Origin of the sequence: Flavonifractor sp. DFI.6.63 (genome assembly GCF_024462255.1) — a bacterium.
Classification (GTDB): Bacteria; Bacillota; Clostridia; order Oscillospirales; family Oscillospiraceae; genus Lawsonibacter_A; species Lawsonibacter_A hominis.
In genome coordinates this window covers 1-17992 of record NZ_JANGBE010000035.1, presented here as the reverse complement: position 1 = coordinate 17992, position 17992 = coordinate 1, and the positions used below count along the sequence as shown (strand labels likewise).

General features: G+C 59.1%; 17 protein-coding genes. 6 read left to right on the top strand and 11 right to left on the bottom strand.

What is annotated here, in order from left to right; genetic code table 11:
- The first annotated feature begins 2 nt into the window (after nucleotides 1-2).
- The 5 genes from NE547_RS14990 (at nucleotide 3) to NE547_RS14970 (ending at nucleotide 4696) form a co-directional block, all read left to right on the top strand.
- On the top strand, nucleotides 3-1076 hold the full coding sequence (locus NE547_RS14990) for a hypothetical protein (RefSeq protein ID WP_256176301.1): 1074 nt from the start codon (nucleotides 3-5) through the stop codon (nucleotides 1074-1076).
- A 22-nt stretch (nucleotides 1077-1098) separates the two neighbouring features.
- Nucleotides 1099-1707, top strand: coding sequence for a pentapeptide repeat-containing protein (locus NE547_RS14985; RefSeq protein ID WP_256176300.1), 609 nt, complete (start codon nucleotides 1099-1101; stop codon nucleotides 1705-1707).
- A 57-nt stretch (nucleotides 1708-1764) separates the two neighbouring features.
- Nucleotides 1765-2790 (top strand): inorganic phosphate transporter, encoded by a 1026-nt coding sequence (locus NE547_RS14980; RefSeq protein WP_256176299.1) that lies wholly within the window; start codon nucleotides 1765-1767, stop codon nucleotides 2788-2790.
- Between the two features lie 332 nt (nucleotides 2791-3122).
- Nucleotides 3123-3785 (top strand): HAD-IA family hydrolase, encoded by a 663-nt coding sequence (locus NE547_RS14975; protein WP_256176313.1) that lies wholly within the window; start codon nucleotides 3123-3125, stop codon nucleotides 3783-3785.
- A gap of 83 nt (nucleotides 3786-3868) precedes the next feature.
- A complete protein-coding gene (locus NE547_RS14970) occupies nucleotides 3869-4696 on the top strand; it encodes an RNA methyltransferase (RefSeq protein ID WP_256176298.1) in 828 nt (275 codons plus the stop codon).
- 68 nt (nucleotides 4697-4764) lie between these two features.
- Here the strand turns inward: NE547_RS14970 and NE547_RS14965 are convergent, their stop codons facing one another.
- The 11 genes from NE547_RS14965 to NE547_RS14915 form a co-directional block, all read right to left on the bottom strand.
- Nucleotides 4765-5532 (bottom strand): DUF108 domain-containing protein, encoded by a 768-nt coding sequence (locus NE547_RS14965; protein WP_186908481.1) that lies wholly within the window; start codon nucleotides 5530-5532, stop codon nucleotides 4765-4767.
- Nucleotides 5529-6059, bottom strand: a complete 531-nt coding sequence (locus NE547_RS14960; RefSeq protein WP_256176297.1) for a 4Fe-4S dicluster domain-containing protein — start codon at nucleotides 6057-6059, stop codon at nucleotides 5529-5531. The genes NE547_RS14965 and NE547_RS14960 overlap by 4 nt, the downstream gene beginning before the upstream one ends.
- Nucleotides 6056-8188 (bottom strand): molybdopterin-dependent oxidoreductase, encoded by a 2133-nt coding sequence (locus NE547_RS14955; protein WP_186908479.1) that lies wholly within the window; start codon nucleotides 8186-8188, stop codon nucleotides 6056-6058. The genes NE547_RS14960 and NE547_RS14955 overlap by 4 nt, the downstream gene beginning before the upstream one ends.
- A gap of 5 nt (nucleotides 8189-8193) precedes the next feature.
- Nucleotides 8194-9456, bottom strand: a complete 1263-nt coding sequence (locus NE547_RS14950) for an NAD(P)/FAD-dependent oxidoreductase (protein WP_186908478.1) — start codon at nucleotides 9454-9456, stop codon at nucleotides 8194-8196.
- 74 nt (nucleotides 9457-9530) lie between these two features.
- Nucleotides 9531-9983: a RidA family protein gene (locus NE547_RS14945; protein ID WP_186908477.1), complete on the bottom strand. Its 453-nt coding sequence runs from the start codon at nucleotides 9981-9983 to the stop codon at nucleotides 9531-9533.
- Nucleotides 9984-10073: 90 nt separating this feature from the next.
- A complete protein-coding gene (locus tag NE547_RS14940) occupies nucleotides 10074-11492 on the bottom strand; it encodes an MmgE/PrpD family protein (protein ID WP_256176296.1) in 1419 nt (472 codons plus the stop codon).
- A gap of 142 nt (nucleotides 11493-11634) precedes the next feature.
- On the bottom strand, nucleotides 11635-12903 hold the full coding sequence (locus tag NE547_RS14935; RefSeq protein ID WP_186908475.1) for a TRAP transporter large permease: 1269 nt from the start codon (nucleotides 12901-12903) through the stop codon (nucleotides 11635-11637).
- Entirely contained in the window at nucleotides 12903-13439 is a 537-nt protein-coding gene (locus tag NE547_RS14930) for a TRAP transporter small permease (protein ID WP_186908474.1), read from the bottom strand. The genes NE547_RS14935 and NE547_RS14930 overlap by 1 nt, the downstream gene beginning before the upstream one ends.
- Before the next feature lie 123 nt (nucleotides 13440-13562).
- The gene (locus tag NE547_RS14925) at nucleotides 13563-14654 is read right to left on the bottom strand and encodes a TRAP transporter substrate-binding protein DctP (protein WP_256176295.1); all 1092 of its coding nucleotides are present in this window, start codon (nucleotides 14652-14654) and stop codon (nucleotides 13563-13565) included.
- 39 nt (nucleotides 14655-14693) lie between these two features.
- Entirely contained in the window at nucleotides 14694-15752 is a 1059-nt protein-coding gene (locus NE547_RS14920; protein ID WP_186908472.1) for an NAD/NADP octopine/nopaline dehydrogenase family protein, read from the bottom strand.
- A gap of 42 nt (nucleotides 15753-15794) precedes the next feature.
- Entirely contained in the window at nucleotides 15795-16505 is a 711-nt protein-coding gene (locus NE547_RS14915; protein WP_256176294.1) for an arylmalonate decarboxylase, read from the bottom strand.
- A 447-nt stretch (nucleotides 16506-16952) separates the two neighbouring features.
- Between NE547_RS14915 and NE547_RS14910 the strand changes: the two genes are divergently transcribed.
- Nucleotides 16953-17873 (top strand): LysR family transcriptional regulator, encoded by a 921-nt coding sequence (locus NE547_RS14910; RefSeq protein WP_186908470.1) that lies wholly within the window; start codon nucleotides 16953-16955, stop codon nucleotides 17871-17873.
- The last annotated feature ends 119 nt before the right edge of the window (nucleotides 17874-17992 follow it).

The following is a 17992-nucleotide window of genomic DNA, read 5'->3' as shown; positions in this document are numbered from 1 at the left end:
CCATGAACCAATATGTATGCCTGGCCAGCGCTCCGTGGCAGGCCGTGCCCACCCGCACCCAGCAGCTGATGACCCGGCTGAAGGGCGCCCAGGTGCTCTATTTTGAGCCGCCGGGCAGGCGTTGGCGGAAGCCGGGGCGCAAACTGCGCCCCGGCCTGACGGTTTATACCCTCCCCCCGGTACCCGCGGTGGAGGAACGCTATCAGCTCCTGTTCCGGGGCGTCTGGCGCCGGCAGGCCCGCTTTATTCAGCAGCAGCTGGACCGCCACCGCTTCCGGGAACCCGTGCTCTGGTGCACCGCTCCCCAGGCGGTGCACCTGCTGGAGCACCTGAACTTCCGGGCCCTGGTGTATGACTGCGACCGGGATTGGCCCGGCCTTCCCCTGCGCTGGGAGAGCGATCTGGCTCTGGCCGCCGACGTGATCTTTGCGGCTTCCCAGGGGCTTGCCGATCACCTCTCGCCCTGCAACGACAACATTGCCCTGCTGCCCAACGGCGTCAACCACCCCATGTTCGTGCGGGAGGGCTGCGAATGCCCTGCCTCCCTGCGCCGCCTGGAGGGTCCCGTGCTGGGGTATGCGGGGACGCTCTGGCATGACCTGGATCTGACCCCCGTTCTTCACGCCGCCGAGCTTCTGCCCCGGTGCTCCTTTGTTTTTCTGGGCCGCCGGGAGGAGAATCCCGCGGCGCGGGCGCTGGAGCGGCTGCCCAACGTGCGCTTTTTGTCCCCGGTGCCCCCGGTCGAGGTACCCGATTACCTCTCCCGGTTCGACGTGTGCCTGGACCTTCCCCGGCGGGGCGACCCGGAGAACGACGTGGTGCCCTCCCGGCTGTATGAGTACCTCTCCACCGGAAAACCCGTGGTGGCCCTCTACCGGAGCGAACAGGTGGAGCCCTTTCCCGACGTGGTCTACGGCGCGCATTCTCCGGAGGAATACGCCAGGCTCTGCCGACGGGCTCTGGCCGAGACCGGAGACTGGGCCCGCCTGCGCCGCCGGGAGCATGGGACCCAGGCCGCCTGGAGCCGCCGGGCCGAGGATGTGCAGCGCATTCTGGCGACCATCGGGCTGTATTGACGATGCAAAGGAGATGACCGGCATGGCCCCCTCATGTTCCGCGGCGCTGGAGCGCGCCCGGGAGGACGGACTTCTGGCGGGCGGACGCTTTCGGGGCGAGACGCTGCGGGGGCTGGACTGCTCCGAGCTGGACCTGAAGGCGCTTTCCTTTGAAGCATGCCGCTTTACACAGTGCGATTTCACCCGGACCGGCTTTTACGGCGTCCGGCTGGAAGGGTGTGATTTCTCCGGCTGCCGCTTTGCCCAGAGTTACTGGCGGGACTGCGCGCTCACCGGCTGCAAGGGCGAGGGCTGCGACTTCCGCCGCAGCCGTCTCCGCTCGACCCGTATTTCAGGCTCCCGCTTTCGCTACGCCAACTTCTCCGGCGGCGCTTGGGAGAACGTGGAGCTTGCGGACTCCAACTGGAGCGAGAGCGTGCTGACCGAACTGCGGCTGCGCTGCCTGAAGCTGGAGCGGGTGGACTTCACCGGAGCCGATTTCTTCCGTACCTGCCTCAAGGGCGTGGACCTGTCCGAATGTACCATTGATCACATCACGCTCTCGGAGACCTGCGCCGAACTCAAGGGGGCCACTCTGGATGCCGCTCAGGCCGCGGTAGCCGCCCGCATCCTGGGCATTCTGATCCGCTGACCCCCGTCCGTTCATATCTCACGCGCACCCCCCGTACACTGGACGGGGGGTGTTCGTTTGGTTTCTTCCTTTGGGGACTTTCTGGCCCGGGCGGCAGGGGATCCGATTCTGGCGCTGACCGCCCTGCTGGTGCTGGCGGTGGTGCTGGTCAACGGCTGGACGGACGCGCCCAACGCCATCGCCACCGCGGTGGCGACCGGAGTGCTTCCCTTCCGGCGGGCGGCGGTGCTGGCGGCCGTGTGCAATCTGTTGGGCGTGGCCGGTATGACCGCATACAACGCCACGGTGGCCGAGACATTATACACCATTGCAGACTTCGGCGGGGATGGCAGGGCCGCTCTGTCCGCTCTGTGCGCGGCCCTGTGCGCCATTGTGGCGTGGGCCGCGCTGGCCTGGCGCTTCGGCATCCCCACCAGCGAGAGCCATGCGCTGGTGGCCGGAGTCACCGGGGCCGCCCTGGCGATGCCCGGCGGGTGGGCCAACGTACAGGGGGCGGCGTGGGGCCGGGTCCTGCTGGGGCTGGGCTTGTCCGTAACTCTGGGGTATTGGGCCGGCGGGTTTTGTCATCGTCTGTTGGTCCGGCTGCGGCCCGGCGCCGGCCTGCTGCGCCGGGGGCAGGTCGCCGGAGCGGCGGCCATGGCCTTTCTCCACGGGGCGCAGGATGGGCAAAAATTCCTGGGCGTGTTCCTGCTGGGCTGCGCGCTGACGGACGGAGGTCGCGCCGAGGGGGTATTCTCCATTCCGGGCTGGCTGATGCTGCTCTGCGCGGGCGTGATGGCCTTGGGCACCGGTATCGGCGGCAGGCGCATCATCAACACTGTGGGCCGGGATATGGTGTCTCTCTCCCCCGGGGAGGGTTTCGCGGCCGACCTGGGCGGCGCGGTGTGCCTCCTGTTTTGTACGCTGGCAGGACTGCCGGTAAGCACCACCCACGCCAAAACTGCCGCTATCCTGGGCGTGGGCGCGGCCTCCGGCGGCCCGGTGAACCGCGGCGTCGCGGGCGGGATCGCCCTGACCTGGCTGCTCACCTTTCCCGGCTGCGGGGCGCTCGGGTTTCTGCTGGCCCGGCTCTTCCATCTTTAAGAAAACGGTGTTATAATAATGCGTACCGAACAAAGCCAATTGGCTTGTTCAAGCGCAAGGTTTTCTGGCAAATGAGCCAGAAAACCTTGCCCCTTCCGCTGGAGCAATACGGCGCCCCAGCGGAAATACGCATTGTAACAATGTCTCAATTTCATCAAAGGGGCTATCAATAGCCCTTTTGATGAAATGATGCGGCAGCGGCCGCACGAATAAACCGCTTGGCGGTTGCTTCAGCAGACACTCTAATAATGCCTGCTGAAGCAGATGCAATGCGGTTTTTCCGGCGGCGCCGCCGCGGCGCCCGATCCCACAACTGGAGGCTCTGAATGGCAATGAGACCCTATGACACCGTTATCTTTGACCTGGACGGCACCCTGCTCGACACGCTTGGGGATCTGGCCGACAGCACCAACTACGCCCTGGCCCTGCACGGCCTGCCCGCGCGCACGCCGGAGGAGGTCCGTCAGTTTGTGGGCAACGGCGTGGCCCGTCTGCTCCATCTGGCCGTGCCCCGCGGTACCCCGCCGGAGCTGGAGGCGCGCTGTCTGGCTGATTTTCGGGCCCACTACCTGCTGAATATGGAGCACAGGACCGCTCCCTACCCCGGTATTCTGGAGCTGCTGGACCGGCTGCGGGCACAGGGCATCCAGACGGCGGTGGTCTCCAATAAGTTTGACGGCGCGGTCAAGGGACTGTGCCTGACGTATCTGGGGGAGCGTATCCCGGTCGCCATCGGGGAATCCCCCAACGTGGCCCGAAAGCCCGCCCCCGATACGGTCTTCCGCGCGTTGGAGGAGCTGGGCGCCGCCCGGGAGCGGGCGGTCTACGTGGGGGATTCCGATGTGGATATCCAGACCGCGCAGAACGCCGGTCTGCCCTGTATCTCGGTCAGCTGGGGATTCCGGGACGCCGCTTTTCTCACCGCACACGGCGCCCAGACCATTGCGGACAGCCCCGCCGCCCTCTGGGCGCTTCTCTCCGGCGGCAAGGAATAAGCCTCGGGCCTGGCCGGAGGCCTTGCGGCTGCGGCGCGCTGGCCGGCGCACGGAAGAACCGTACTCTGCGGAAGGAGCTGTCAATGCCTAAGATCGTTGAGGTAACCGACGTTACACTGCCGGAACTGGATCTCTTTGCCCGCCTGACGGAAGCCCAGCTGCGCAACCGACTGGAGCCGGAAAAAGGGATCTTTATCGCGGAAAGCCCCAAGGTGATCGAGCGGGCCCTGGACGCCGGATATGAGCCCGTCGCCCTTTTGATGGAGCGCAGGCACATCGATGGACAGGGCCAGGGCGTCATTGCCCGCTGCGGAGCCATCCCCGTCTATACCGCTGCCCGGGAGCTGCTGGCCCAATTGACCGGGTACCCATTGACCCGCGGCGTGCTGTGCGCGATGCGCCGTCCCCCCCTGCCCAGTGTGGAGGAGGTATGCTCCGGCGCACGCCGGGTTGCGGTCCTGGAAGGGATCGTGGATTCGACCAACATCGGCGCCATCTTCCGCTCCGCCGCCGCACTGAATATGGACGCCGTGCTGGTCACCCCGTCGTGCAGCGACCCGCTGTACCGCCGTGCGGTACGGGTCAGCATGGGCAGCATTTTTCAGATCCCGTGGACCAGGATTGGAAGCGACGCCTCCCAGTGGCCGCAGCCTGGGATCGCGCGCCTGCAGGAGCTGGGTTTTAAGACCGCCGCCATGGCTTTGAGCGAATCCTCCGTCCCCATCGACGATCCGCGGCTGATGGCAGAGGAGAAGTTGGCGGTCCTGTTCGGCACGGAAGGCGACGGTCTGTCGCCCCGCACGCTCGCCTGTTGTGATTACACCGTGCGGATCCCCATGTCTCACGACGTGGATTCGCTGAACGTGGCTGCGGCCAGCGCGGTCGCTTTCTGGCAGCTCAGGCCCCGTTGAGCGTGCAGAGGAATGCGGAGAATCATGCACGACGGAGCCCTTTGTTCGCTCCGCTTAGTACTTTTTGCTTAAAGGACAATACGGCGTGTCAACCGTTCCAGGACCGCTAAGGCGCTCCATGCGGCTAAATCGGGCCCTATGGTTCCAAGTTCAGTTCGAATCTCTGCGTTTCCAAAGCTCCCGGAGAGTTGTGTGGTGAAGCTGACATTCTCGCCGGGCCGTACCGGCTCCACTGATGCGGGCGTGTCCTCCACCCCGTTGGTGGCCAGCGCTACCGAAACCGCCACGTTCATATGATCCGGATACCGTCGATAGAGTTCCCCCGCGTTGCCGGAGCAAAAGTCGGCCATCGTCCGCAGGGCGGGGTCTCCCTCTCCGGATGCGCGGGGGTGCTTGCGTTTGGTGAAGGAGACCTCCACCGGCCCCATCAGCCGGGCCGCCGCCATAATATCAAAGCCTCCCACCACGCCAGGGACCAGGTGGACTCTCCGGTCATACTGCACGGCGGCCTGTTCCACTTGTTCATAGAACACCGGATCGCTGAATACACCCGTCGACAAAGCGATCAGATCGGCTCCCCCGGCCAAAACGGCCACGGCATACTGCCGCACGACCTGACCTGCAGCGGCCTCGATCACATAATCCGGTCCGAAGGCCAGCAGGGATGCGATGCTGTCCGCGGCCGGGCAGGACAACTTCTCGGCCAGGGCGTGGGTCCTCCTCTGCGTGCGGCCGAACACCCCCCACAGGGCCACGCCTTCCACCCTTCCCTGGGCCAGGGCCCCGGCAATCAAAGTGCCCAGGCGGCCGCAACCTAGTACTGCTACCTTTTTCATTCGGAGTCGGTCCTCTCTCCGTCCAGCGCCGTGTAAGCCAGCAGGCGTGCAGATTTTCTCCTCTGCCCGGCGCCGAAGGTCTCCTTCTCTACCAACTGCAGGGCTCCATAGGGGCATACCCGTACACATGCTGGCTGCATACCGCGGCGCACCCGCTCGATACAGCCGTCGCACTTGACCATCTTGCCCGCCCGGTCAAAGCAGGGCGCGGCAAAGGGACAGGCCATGGCGCAACTGTGGCAGCCAATGCAGTTTGTCTGATCATAGACCGTAAAGCCGGTATCCGTATCCTTCTTCAGGCACCCGGCGGGACAGCCCTGTACGCAGGGTGCCTGTGCGCAGTGCATGCAGGCCATGGACAGGTAGCGCACGGGGGCATCCTTTCCACTTCCCTGCTCTATGACAAAGCACTGGCGAAAGGGCTCGTCTCCTTCCTGCGGCTGCACATCGTTCTGGTCCATGCACGCCACGGCACATGCGCCGCAGCCGATACATTTTCTGGTATCCAGCAGGAAAATATAGCTCATTTCCGTACCTCCGCCTTCTCCACACGGCAGCGGACCTGCTTGAAGCCCGGGAAGCCGGAATAGGGATCCAGGTGATCTCTGGGTATGATTTGATTGACGTTGGCCTCCGAATAGCCGTGATACATATTGACTTCTCCGGGCGCAGAAATGGCACTGACATTGGCCTTGACCTTGATACGGCCCACCCGGGTGGTCAAATAGATCTCATCTCCCTGGCCGATCTCCATCCGCTTAGCATCCTCCGGATTCAGGTCGGCCGCCGGGTCGGGCCGCAGGCTGCGCAGCCAAGGCACGTCGTGCAGACGGGAGTGGACCGCATTGGGGATACGCCCGCCCGTAATCAGTGTCATGGGAAGTTCTCCGTTTTCCGGACTGTCGTAGCCATCCACAAATACGGGCAGAGGGTTGAGTCCATGTGAGTGTTCATATTTGGCGATCCGCTCACTGTACAGTTCGATTTTTCCGCTGGGCGTATCCAGCGGCGCAGAAAAGTAGTCTGGCGTCTTTGGACAGGGGATCTTCAGGGGTACTCCACCGGCCTTCACCGCATCTAGGTCCACGTCTACATCCCGGAACATATGCTTGACGCACGTATCATAACCACTGCAAAGCAGAGGATCATCCAGCGCCAGGGCGCTGGCCACCCGAGACATGATCTCCACGTCATCCAGGCTCTCATAGAGCGGTGCAATAGCTGGACTGGTGTAGTTGACAAAGCCTCCGCCATAACATTTGACCTCACTGCGCTCAAAGGAGGTACAGGCAGGCATGACAATATCGGCGTACCGGCAAAAATCGGTCCAAAACAAATCGGTTGCTGCCACAAAGTCCAGATCTGCCGCCATTTCCAGCAGTCTGGAGGACTCCAGGTACATACGGTTGTTGACGCCATGGGCATAGATGGCACGGATGGGATAGGGCTCGCCCTTCTCCCATTGCCGCACCAAATCCATGCCCTGGGCCTCGGGCAGCATCTCAGACCACAAGGGGAACCGTGCTGAGCCGATCTTCGGCCGGGCATTCCGCGGGAACCGTTCTTCTACGAACTCATCCTCCCGGGTACGGAAACCCGCCGCCATATCCGCAAAGGTCTCGAAGGTCGGAACTATGGTTCCCGGCTTATTCACATTTCCGGTCAGAGCATTCAGACAGATCACCGCTCTGTGGCTGGGCAGGCCGTTTGCGTGGTGACTCAGGCCGTTGCTGGGCTGGATGATAGCGGTCTTTGCCGTGCCGATGAGCTGGGCCAGTTCCCGGATTTCCCCTTCCGGCACGCCGGTAATACGCACCGCCTCCTCCACCGTATAGCCCATGACCATGTCCCGATAGGCGGCGAAGCCGTGGACATGCTTCTGGATAAAGTCCATATCCGCCCAGCCGTTTTCGATGATAAGCCTGGCCACCGTATTGGCCAGATAACCGTCGGTCCCGACACGGGGGCGGATATACAGATCGGCACACTGGACGGCCGTGGGCGTACGGCGCGGATCAATGATGACCACCCTGCCCCCTTTTTCCTTGTACTGGTAGTAGTTTCGCCCCATGGGGTAGGCGCTGACCAACGGATTACAGGCCCATCCCACCAACACCTCCGGCATTCCAAGCACATCAGGGCGCATCTCGCTGCCGTAGGTCAGCTGCCAGCTCATGACCTCCGAACGATGGCAGGTGCTGGACTCCGTGAGATAATTGGGACTGCCGAACGAGTAGGCCAGTCGGTGCAGGAAGGGGCGATACCACTTGGGGTAACCCGTCATGAAGGCCACGGCCTCCGCTCCGTGGCGGGCCTTGACCCCATTGAGCCCCATAGCGACGGCGGCGACCGCCTCGTCCCAGGAAATGGATTCGAACTTGCCCGATCCACGGGGTCCAGTCCGGCGCATAGGCGTGCGGATACGGTCCTTCCGGTAGATGTACTGACGGTTGGCCGCGCCTTTGGTACACAGGGCTCCATTATTGGTAGGAAAGCCGGCAGTTCCCTCCACCTTGATCACTACGCCGTCCTTTATATAGGCGTCTACACCACATTGGGGACCCGGAGTACAGATATCACACATGGTATGACGGACTTCGATGCCCGTCTCCGGGCCCGGGATTTTGGCATGGACCAGTTGCTCCAATTCACTCATAGCTGTCATTCGCCTCCTATGCGCCGGATGAACGCCCGGCTCAGTCCGCCGGCCGCCAGCAGTCCCTGCTGGGCCGGAGTCAGCCGCGCCTCTCCTCCCAGCAGACGCTTTGTCAGATGGTTTTTCAAAATACCGCTGATGCGGTAATTGCCGAAGAGATTTATACTGTTGAGCTTTCCGTCCTCCAGTATGGCCTCCACAGTAAACCCCTTTTCCCGGAAACTGCAGCGTTCGCCAGGCAGATTGGGATCGCCCAGTCCAATAAAATCCATATCGAAGAAGTGCGTAATATTGTGCAGGATATTCCCATAGTACCGGCAGAACTGCCCGGCCATGTTCCGTCCCGCACAATCTCCCTGAGCTCCCGCGTTGGCCCACAGGCCGATGACGGCAGTCTTTCCGGTCTGGAGATTCACGCCCTCGCAGCAGTCGCCGGCCGCGTAGATGCCGGGGACATTGGTGCGCATGCCCTCATCGACTACGATCCCCCGCTCGATCTGCACGTTTTCTCCCTCCAGTACCTGAGTATTTGCTACCAGCTCCACATTGGCCCGGGTCCCGATGCATAGGCACACCAAGTCGGCCTCCAGCGTCCGTCCATCCGCCAGCGTCACCCCTTTCGGCGTAACAGCGGATACTTGGGCCCGGAAAATTAAGTCCAGGCCCCGCTCTTCCAGCCTCTGCTGGATGGCATGGGCAGTACTCTCATACGCAGCCAGCGGAAACAGATAGGGTGCGCCGTCGGCCAGGGTCACCTCCACGCCGCGGCGGTAGAGCAGCTCCGCTACCTTGATGCCCACCATCGAGCCGCCCACGACCACCGCACGCTTCACTCCACCCTGCTCCAGGCGCCGGCGCAGTCTCTGCGCATCGTTCAGCGTACGCATCAGGAAGAAATCTCCGCCCCCCCGCCGCAGCGGCCCCGGCACCAGCGCGCTGGCACCGGTGGCGATAAGGATGGCGTCGAAGCCACGCATCTGACCTCCTTCCAGCTCAATGCTCCTATGGGCCGTATCAACACGACGTACCCGCATGTCAGAATAGAGCTCCAGGGACAGCTTCCGTTGGATTTCTTCCATTCCGCCAAAGGGAAATACCCCATCCAGTTCCAGTTTCTCTGAGGCGTAGTAAGTCGTCAGCATGGGGTTGAAGGGCGGCTGCCCAGTATCGCTGAACACAGCGATACGGCCCGACGGATCCAGCTGCCGAATGGCTCTGGCCGCATGAAAGCCCGCACAGCCAAACCCTACGATGGCATAGTTTTTCATAGTTCCTCCTGTAAAAGCAGGTTTTGCATGCCGGTTCCATCCCGGCATGCAAAACCTGCTCAACTATGGCGCGTTTAGTCCTTCTTTTTATTGAGCACCGCCATACACTCGATCTCTACCAGGAATTCCGGACGGGCCAGGCAGCCCGCCTGCAGGATGGTGCTGGCGGCGGGATGCTCCGCCAGTTCGGGGGCGTATTCCTGATAGAACTTCAGCTCCGTGGCGCGCATGACCGGGTAATCCTTGATGTCCTTGAGCATGATAAACGTTTTGAACACGTTCTCCAGGCAGCTGCCCGCCTCCTCCAAGACCTGCTTCATCTTGCTCAGGGCCACCCACATCTGATCCTGCATGGTGTTGGTGGTACAGCTGCCGTCCTCAAACTTCTGGGCGGTCATCCCCGACACATACACGATGTTGTCCACCACCACGGCGTTGGCGTAGATGGGGGTGCCGGGCGCAACGTTGGGATACTTCTGTTCCACGCCCTTGACAAAACAACCGTATTTCTTGATCTCGCTTTCCATTGTAGAACCTCCATTTTCAAGTCTGTGGCGTTTCATGCCGCAGGCGCCCACGAAACGCGCTGTGCGTATTTTCTGGCGCTATTGTATGTCTCAGCGCAGCAGCTCGCCCACCTTAGCCATGTCGTCGCAGCGCTCCACATTGGCCAGAAGGTCAGCAACCTGCTCCAACTTGTCTCCTCTGAGCGTGGGTGCCGCCTGGATACGGAAGCGGTCTTTGAATTGCTCGGGCGTCATCATCATCCGCGGATGACCCAGGTGGCCCTCCATCGTCTCGGAATATTCCTTGCCGCTGAAGGTCTTGATGGTAACGGTAATGACGGGATGGCGTCCCTTTTGGAAGTTTTTGAAACACTGCGGCATATAGAGCATGTCACTGTTTCCGCCGTGGATCTTGGCGGCCAGCGCAAGGATTTCCGAATCTTTCAGTTTGGTCTCGTCACACCAGTTGGCACCCGGGGTATGATCCAGGATCAGGCAGGCCAGCATGTAAGGGATGCTGAACTGTGCCTGCATCATGGAGGAATAGCCATCAGGAGAGTAGTACATACGCAGATACGTAGGCGGATCAACAATGATTTCTGCGATATCGTCTTTTTTGATATCATGCTCGGTCAGCAGCCTGTCCGTCAACTCCAGAGGCGTCTGAATCCACATATTGGCCGGCCAGTGCTTCAGCAGAGTTTCCATGGTCAGCCAGCGTTTGCCCAAGTCCTTGGTGTACCACTCAGGGAAGGGTGAGACGCACATATGATTTTCAAAGCTCCAAGGATCGTCCAGGGCGTCCATATAATTGGAAATTCCCAGCTTTGCGTTCATCGCGCTGACTACTCCGTCCATCGAGCGGTAGCCATGCTCGTAGTGGTACGCGTCCGACATGGTGATGTGGTGGAGCTGACCTGGAATGGTGCAGTTGGTGGCGCCAAAACCGATGGCCTGATTGACCTGCTCGGCATTCAGTCCATAGAGCTTGGCGGCAGGGATCACCCCGGCGAAAATCTGCCAGGAAGTCAATCCCCAGCCTTTGTAGTTTGGCCAATTTTCCGGGGGCTGTACCGCCATGGCAATACGCTGATAAACCTCATAGGCCGCCACGATGGCAGTGATGTAATCCTTTCCGCTCTTATGTTCGGCCTCTGCCACGGCAAAGGCCACAGGAATGATGCTGGCGGACGGATGTCCGGTCCAGGAACAGTCCTCCCAGTCCAGCGCGTCGGCCAGAGTGCTGTTGCAGAAGGCAGCGCCCACTACAGAGGACTTGCACCCCGTGGTCCAAAGGGTGGCTCCGCCCTCGCTGACTGCGCCGCCGGTAAACTTGCCCAGCGCTACACTGCGATCAGCGATGGGGGTGCCCTTCGTGGCCAGCCCCACGCCCACCGTCTGCATTGCGATGAATTTGGCCCGTTCCCGTACTTCGGCGGGAATATCCTCATACTTCAGATCGGCCGTAAACCGGGAGAGGGTATCGGTATAATTTGTTTTGATCTGATCTGCGTTGACACGGAAGCCCATGTCTTCACCTTCCTCCTAAAAATTGATTTTTTGGTCTCAGCGGTGCAGAGGCTTGGTCATCTCCGCTACATCCAGGCCTGCTTCCCACAGGGACGAGCCGACCTATCTCCTGCTTCAAACGCTCACTGCACAAACAGGCCTGTCATTTCATCAAGCCGGGTAGGAACAGGGATATCTGAGGTACAAAGCAAATGAACAGGGTCATGGCAATCAGGATGATGATGTAGGGTACGATGGATTTTGCCACAAATCCGAAGGATTTCCCCGACACCTGCATGGTAACAAACAGATTGGTCCCAAAGGGCGGTGAGATATAGCCGATCTGAGAGGCCAGGATCGCCATGATGCCAAAGTGGATCAGATCCACATTGTACATATTCAGCAGGGGGACCAGGATAGGCGCCAGGATGACGATGAGTGCAATGGTATCCATAAAGCAACCTGCGATGAACAGGATGATCATAACCACCAAAACCAGCATGAACTGGGAGCTGACCATGCCGGAGATCACCTCCACCACCAGGGCCGGAATCTGCTTGACGGTGATCAGGTAGCTCAGGGCAGTGGCCGTGCCGATGATCAGCAGCAAAGATGCCGACTGTACGATCCCCCTATAGAAGTATCCCACCATATCTTTCAGCTTCAGGGTATGGTAGACGAACTTCTCGATCAGCAGCACGTAAACGGTAGAGATGGCCGCCGCCTCGGTAGGCGTAGCCCAGCCCGTGTAAATGGAGCCCAGCACAATGAGGGGGAACATCAGCGCCGGGATGCCTTGCACAAAGATCTTGACGGCCTCCCGGGCAGAGTACTTTACACGGGAACCCAACTTTTTGGTAGAGCATCGGACAAACACATACACACACCAGGCCAGCGCCAGCAGGATCCCGGGCACAAAGCCGGCCATGAACTGCTTGCCGACCGAGGTCCCCATAGCCACACAGAACATGACCATCGGCGCACTGGGCGGGATCAGGATTCCCAGCGAACCGCCGGAACAGACCGCGCCCACGCTCATGTCTTCCGGGTAGCCCTGCTCCTTCAGTGCCGGAATCATCAAGCTGCCTACCGCCACCACCGTGGCCATTGAGGAACCGCTGATGGCGGCAAAGAACGCGCAGGTGGCGATGGTCGCGATCACCGGCCCGCCAGGCAGCCGCCCAAAAATCACATTCATGCATTTGACCAGGCTCTCGGATGTCTTTCCGCGGGAGGCGATGGTCCCTGCCACGATAAAAAAGGGTACCGCCAAAAGCGTTGTGGAGTCCAGACCGGTAAACAGCTGCTGCGAAATGACCAGCAAACTGGTGGGCGTATACATCAGTACGCCGCCGGCCGCGCACATCATAACCACAGCATAGATGGGCACGCCGATCACCAGCAGGACAAAAAAGCCAATAATGACAGCCATTACTTCTCAGCTCCTTCCTTGGACCGTGTCACATCCGCATCCGCTTTGCCGGAGCTGCGAAAGTCCGCGACCATTAGGATTGTATGGATCAGTGAGCGAAGCGTCATACCGCAGAAGCCGATCGGAATAAATGCAAAGAACACATAGACCGGTACGTGCAAAGTAGCGGTCATCGCACTGATCTTGAGCATCTTGCCCAGCTGTCCAAAGGCATAGTAAGTCATCACGGCGAGGAAAATCGTTAAGACCACCGCTGCAATCAGTTCCAGAACCAGCTTTGCCTTTCCCTTGAGCATTCCGACGACCATATCCATTCGTGGGTGGAGCCGGTCACTGGTGGCAATGGCGGAGCCGATAAAGGTGCAGACCACCAGGATGTATCGGTTGAGCTCTTCCAGCCAATTGAAGCTGAAGCCAAACAGCTTCCGCCCCAGCACATTAACGACCACCATTACCGTGGCAAAAAAGAAGATCACAAACAGGAAATACTTTTCCGCAGTGGAAAACACGCGGTAAGCCTTCTTCAAGGCGTTCATATGTCTCATCTCCCCTCGCGTCAACCAAGCGCGGCCTTTGCCGCCTTGGTTGCGGCCGGGGCAGGAGCCTCTCGTTCGCCGCAAGGCGGCTCCTGCCCTAATCGCTGTCCCTTGCGCAACCCCTTACCGCATGGAGTCCACAAATTCCATAAACCAGTTATAGAAGTCTTCGCCGATCACGCCGCTGTACTTCTCATACAAGGGCTGGGAGGCATCGATCCAGGCCTGGCGCTGCTCCTCGTCCAGATCGATTATGGTAACGCCCTTCTCGGCAATCGAATCAGAAGCCTCCTGAACGTAAGGAACCAGTTCTTCCAAAAGGGCAGGATAGGTGTCCTTCCATGCCTGACGGATAGACTCCTGGGTCTCCTTGGTCAGAGAATTCCAGACATCCAGATTCATCACAGCGTGCTGGCCGTGATAGACATGGTAAGTATTGGTGGTGTAATCTACGACTTCGTAGAATTTCATGGTCAGATTGCCGTCGTTGGAGTTCTCAACGCCGTCCACGACGCCCTGCTGCAGCGCCGTATAAACCTCGCCATAGGAGATAACCGAACTGCCGAAGCCCCACAGGGCCATCATATCGGTATAGATGGAGCCGTCCATAACGCGCAGGACTTCCCCGTTTGCGTCAGCGGGAGTGTACACCGGTTTATCTGTGGAAATATTGCGTGGAATCGCAAGATCTACACCCAGATACTGCAGACCGACGGCATTGGCAACCTCATTCATCTTTTCATAATACTCGTCGGAGGAAATCACCTTGTTGAAATGCTCCAAACTATCGAAGGCGAAGGGCAGGCACAGAATGTTGAACTCCGGCAGGACCGTTGCGATCACGTTGGGCGAAATCGACGCCTGTGTGATCGTACCGGAAAGGACGCCCTCCAGCGCCACCTTCTCATTGCCCAACGTGCTGTTGGGGTAGTACTCATAGGTCACAGCGCCGCTGGTGTACTCGCTGATCAGGTCGCCGATGTGCATATGCCACTTCTCATCCATACTTCCGGAGGGCGGGGTGAAGGCCCACTGAAGGGTGACCGGATCCTGCGCCGCGCCGCTGGGCGCACTGCTTTCCGGTGCTCCGGTCTCGGGTGCGCTGGTCTGGGGAGCCTGGGACTGTGTTATGGTACCGCCGCCGCAGGCGGCCAGTATCGTGAGCATGAGGGCAAGCGTCAGGATCAGGGCAACAGCTTTCGAGATCTTCTTCATTTTTGTTCCTCCTTTTATTTCTTTTACCATGATACCTTCTTAATCTCCCGTGAACAAGTATCCATTCATTTCCTCAGGGGTGCTTCCGGTGATCCCCAGATCCCACAGTTTCAGCCCCTTGGCAAAGTAGTTCTCCCCATTGATCGCACCGGCGACCTGGACCAGCGCATGTACGGTGGGTGTTGGGATGCCAAGCCGCTCTCCCAGCTGCATCAGAATGGAGTCTCCGATGGTGGCGTCCTCCACCACATAGCGGTGCTTCATGCTGCTGGGGCCTGCCAGACTGCGGAAACAGTCCAGCTCCGGATACTTATCATACTGGGAAACGTGTTCCATATGCTCCGTATGGATCACCATCTTGTATCCCATGGCATCCATGATCCGCTTCTTTTCCGCCTCCACCGTTTTCTGGCAGCGAAGCACGCCGGCAGACAGGCCGTCCTGATACAGCGCGAAGTTGGGGTTGCGTTCCACCGCGCAGGTGTTCAGGACCGCTCCAGCCAAGTGGATAACCACATTGGGGGCGTTGAGCGCGGTTTCAAAGACGTTTTTAGCCTCTTCACAGTCATAGAACTGCGAAAAACGCTCCATCAGCCTTTTGTTATCCCGGGCCGGGAAAGCCGCCACCATCTTCGCCTGATACCGCCCTGCGGCAATGCCCACACCCTCTCCCAACATACGGCAGGAAAACAGATTGCCCAGCGTCTCCCCCACCACTGCCTTGCATTCCGGTCCAAATACCTGCTTGAACACGATAGAGCCAAAGTTGCCGGCAGAAAATACGATAACGGTATCGTTTCTCACCAGGGGTTTCAGTTCCTGGGCCAGCTTTTTATGCCGCCAAGCTACCATGGAGACGAGGATCAACTCCACGCCTTCTACCGCCTTGGCCAAATCGTCCGTAATCTGGGTCAGTTTGGCAAATCCATTGAGGCCCAGCCCGGTCATCTTCACCCCGCCTCTGCGGAGTATGCCGTCTATATTCTCGCTCCAGTAGGCTTTCTCTTCATACAGGTTGACTGAATATCCCCGCAGCGTAAGCTCGGCCGCGATGTAACAGCCTGTCCCTCCGCCTCCTAATACTGCTACCTGCGCCATTCCAATTCACTCCAAATCCGAATTAACGTTTTGCTGCGCACATTACAGGGTAAACAGCTTTCCAAGACCCACATCGTCCTTAATGGACAAGCTGCGCAGCGCACCCCAAAGAGAAGCTTGATTGCTCGTAACGACCGGCAGGCCGAAATCTCGTTCCATCATATTGATGCCATGGGCAATACCCAAGCCCGTGCAACTGACAAAAATGGCGTCCGCCGCTGGGTTCAGAACCTCTTTGGTCAAGTGATACATCTGCCGCAAAGGCGTACGCGGCATCAGGTCCGGATCCAGGTTTTGAAGGCCCTTGATGTTCAGGACCTCAAAACCGTTGTCCTCCAGAAATTTTTTCTCAATTTCATTGACCCTGTCGACATAAGGCGTAGCGACCACGACCCGTTTGGCCCCCAAGGCTTTCAGCGCCATAAGAACGGCCGAAGAGGTGGTCAGCGCCTTGGCACCGCATTGGCCCTCCATCCGTTTGATGAGTTCCAGATCATAGCCGAACCCCCCAATCAGGCTTCCGCTGGTGCACCCAAACAGTACGAGATCCGGGTGGGCGGTTGCCAAAAGCTTGGCGGCGCTGTCGATCCGACCGCCCATTTCCCTGAGCCCTTCCGGGTCTACGCGCTCAAAAAGCACTCTCTGTGTCATTACCGTTACGCCCTCCGGCGCATATTTATGGAACTCGTACTCTGGATTGGTACCGTTTCCCGGCATGATCAAGCCGATCCTCGCCCGCCAGCCGCAATACATGATTTACCCCCTCCTTATCACTTTGCACAAATCCAGCATCCCGTTCGGCACGTTCATCATAACATCTTCCAATTGAAAAGAGAAATAATGAAACGAAATCATGAGTTCAGATTAATTCCTTCAAATTATTAATCCGCTTTGTCCGGTAAGGACGGGCGTGGGGCAAAGGGTGCCGCGGTCTGATGCCGCCCCCTTCCATCCAGGTGAACCAGCGGTTTACCCCTGCCGGTTCAGCATTCTCCATCCCCCTTGGCTTGGGGGCGCGCTCTGGTCTGCCGGATCACTCACCTGTCCGCCATCCGGTATCTTACGCTTCCTTTTTGTCCTCTATTTTCCAGTACCTTTTCCTCAAAGATGCGCAATCCCATTTGACGAACTTGCGCCATGTGGTATAATAACAATCAATCATGAGCCTTGCCGCCGCTTGACTATGGGAGGGGTCCGGTTATGTTTCTTCAGGAAATACAGTGCTTCGTTGCCGTGGCCGAGTGCCTGAATTTTACCACGGCGGCCAATCGCCTTTATATCTCTCAGCCCGGCCTGAGCAAAATCATCTCCAACCTGGAAAACGATCTCAAGGTGCATCTGTTTATCCGCAGTACCCGAAGCGTTCGTTTGACGGAGGCAGGAGAACAGTTTCTCGTAATCTGCCGGGACTTTATCCGGCAATGCGAGGCCCTCAATTCCCACAATCCGCAAGACAGCCTTTCCCTCACAGGCAGCTTAACAATCGGTATAGGAGACTTAAACGAGAATCGCTATCTCCCACAGATCATCAATGATTTTACCGGACGCCATCCGCTGTGTAACTTGTCGATCCGGCGCTATAACCCGGAGGAATTGCTGGATGCGGTGAGCACCGGAGAAGCGGATTTTGGGGTGGTGATTTCTTACGCTGTTCCCGCCAAGGGCTTTCAATCCCGGGTATATTACCCTTCCCCTTTGATGCTGGTAGTACCACCCAGCCATCCGCTGGCAAATCGTGACGTGGTACGGATCAGCGAACTCAGGGATGAAAGCTTTCTCTCCATTTACCGCAACTCCAGCCGCGCAGTCAACCGTATCCAGGAGATCTGTGCCAAAGGCAACTTCCGGCCCAAAATTGTGAAAGAAACCAACTCTTTGAGCACTATGTTCATGCTCATTGCCGCAGGCATGGGAGTAAGCATCCATTTCCTGCTCCACAAGGATTCCTGTAATTACGATCTGCGCTTTATTCCCCTGGATTTTGAGGGCAGTCAAAACGAAATTCTGGAGGATGGGGCCGCTCTGATTTGGAAGAAGGGCAACCCCAATCCAGCGGCGCCGCCTTTCATCGACTGTATCAACAGCTTTATGAACAGTAATCAGCTGAGCCTTTCCAATTGAACTTCATAAAAGAGTCCGTGGGAACAGCTGAACTGCCCCAGGTTGTGCGGACCGTACAAAAAGGGACCCTGGCAGGAACTATTGAGTGTTATGTGGAGAGGCGCCGCTTGCGCGGCGCC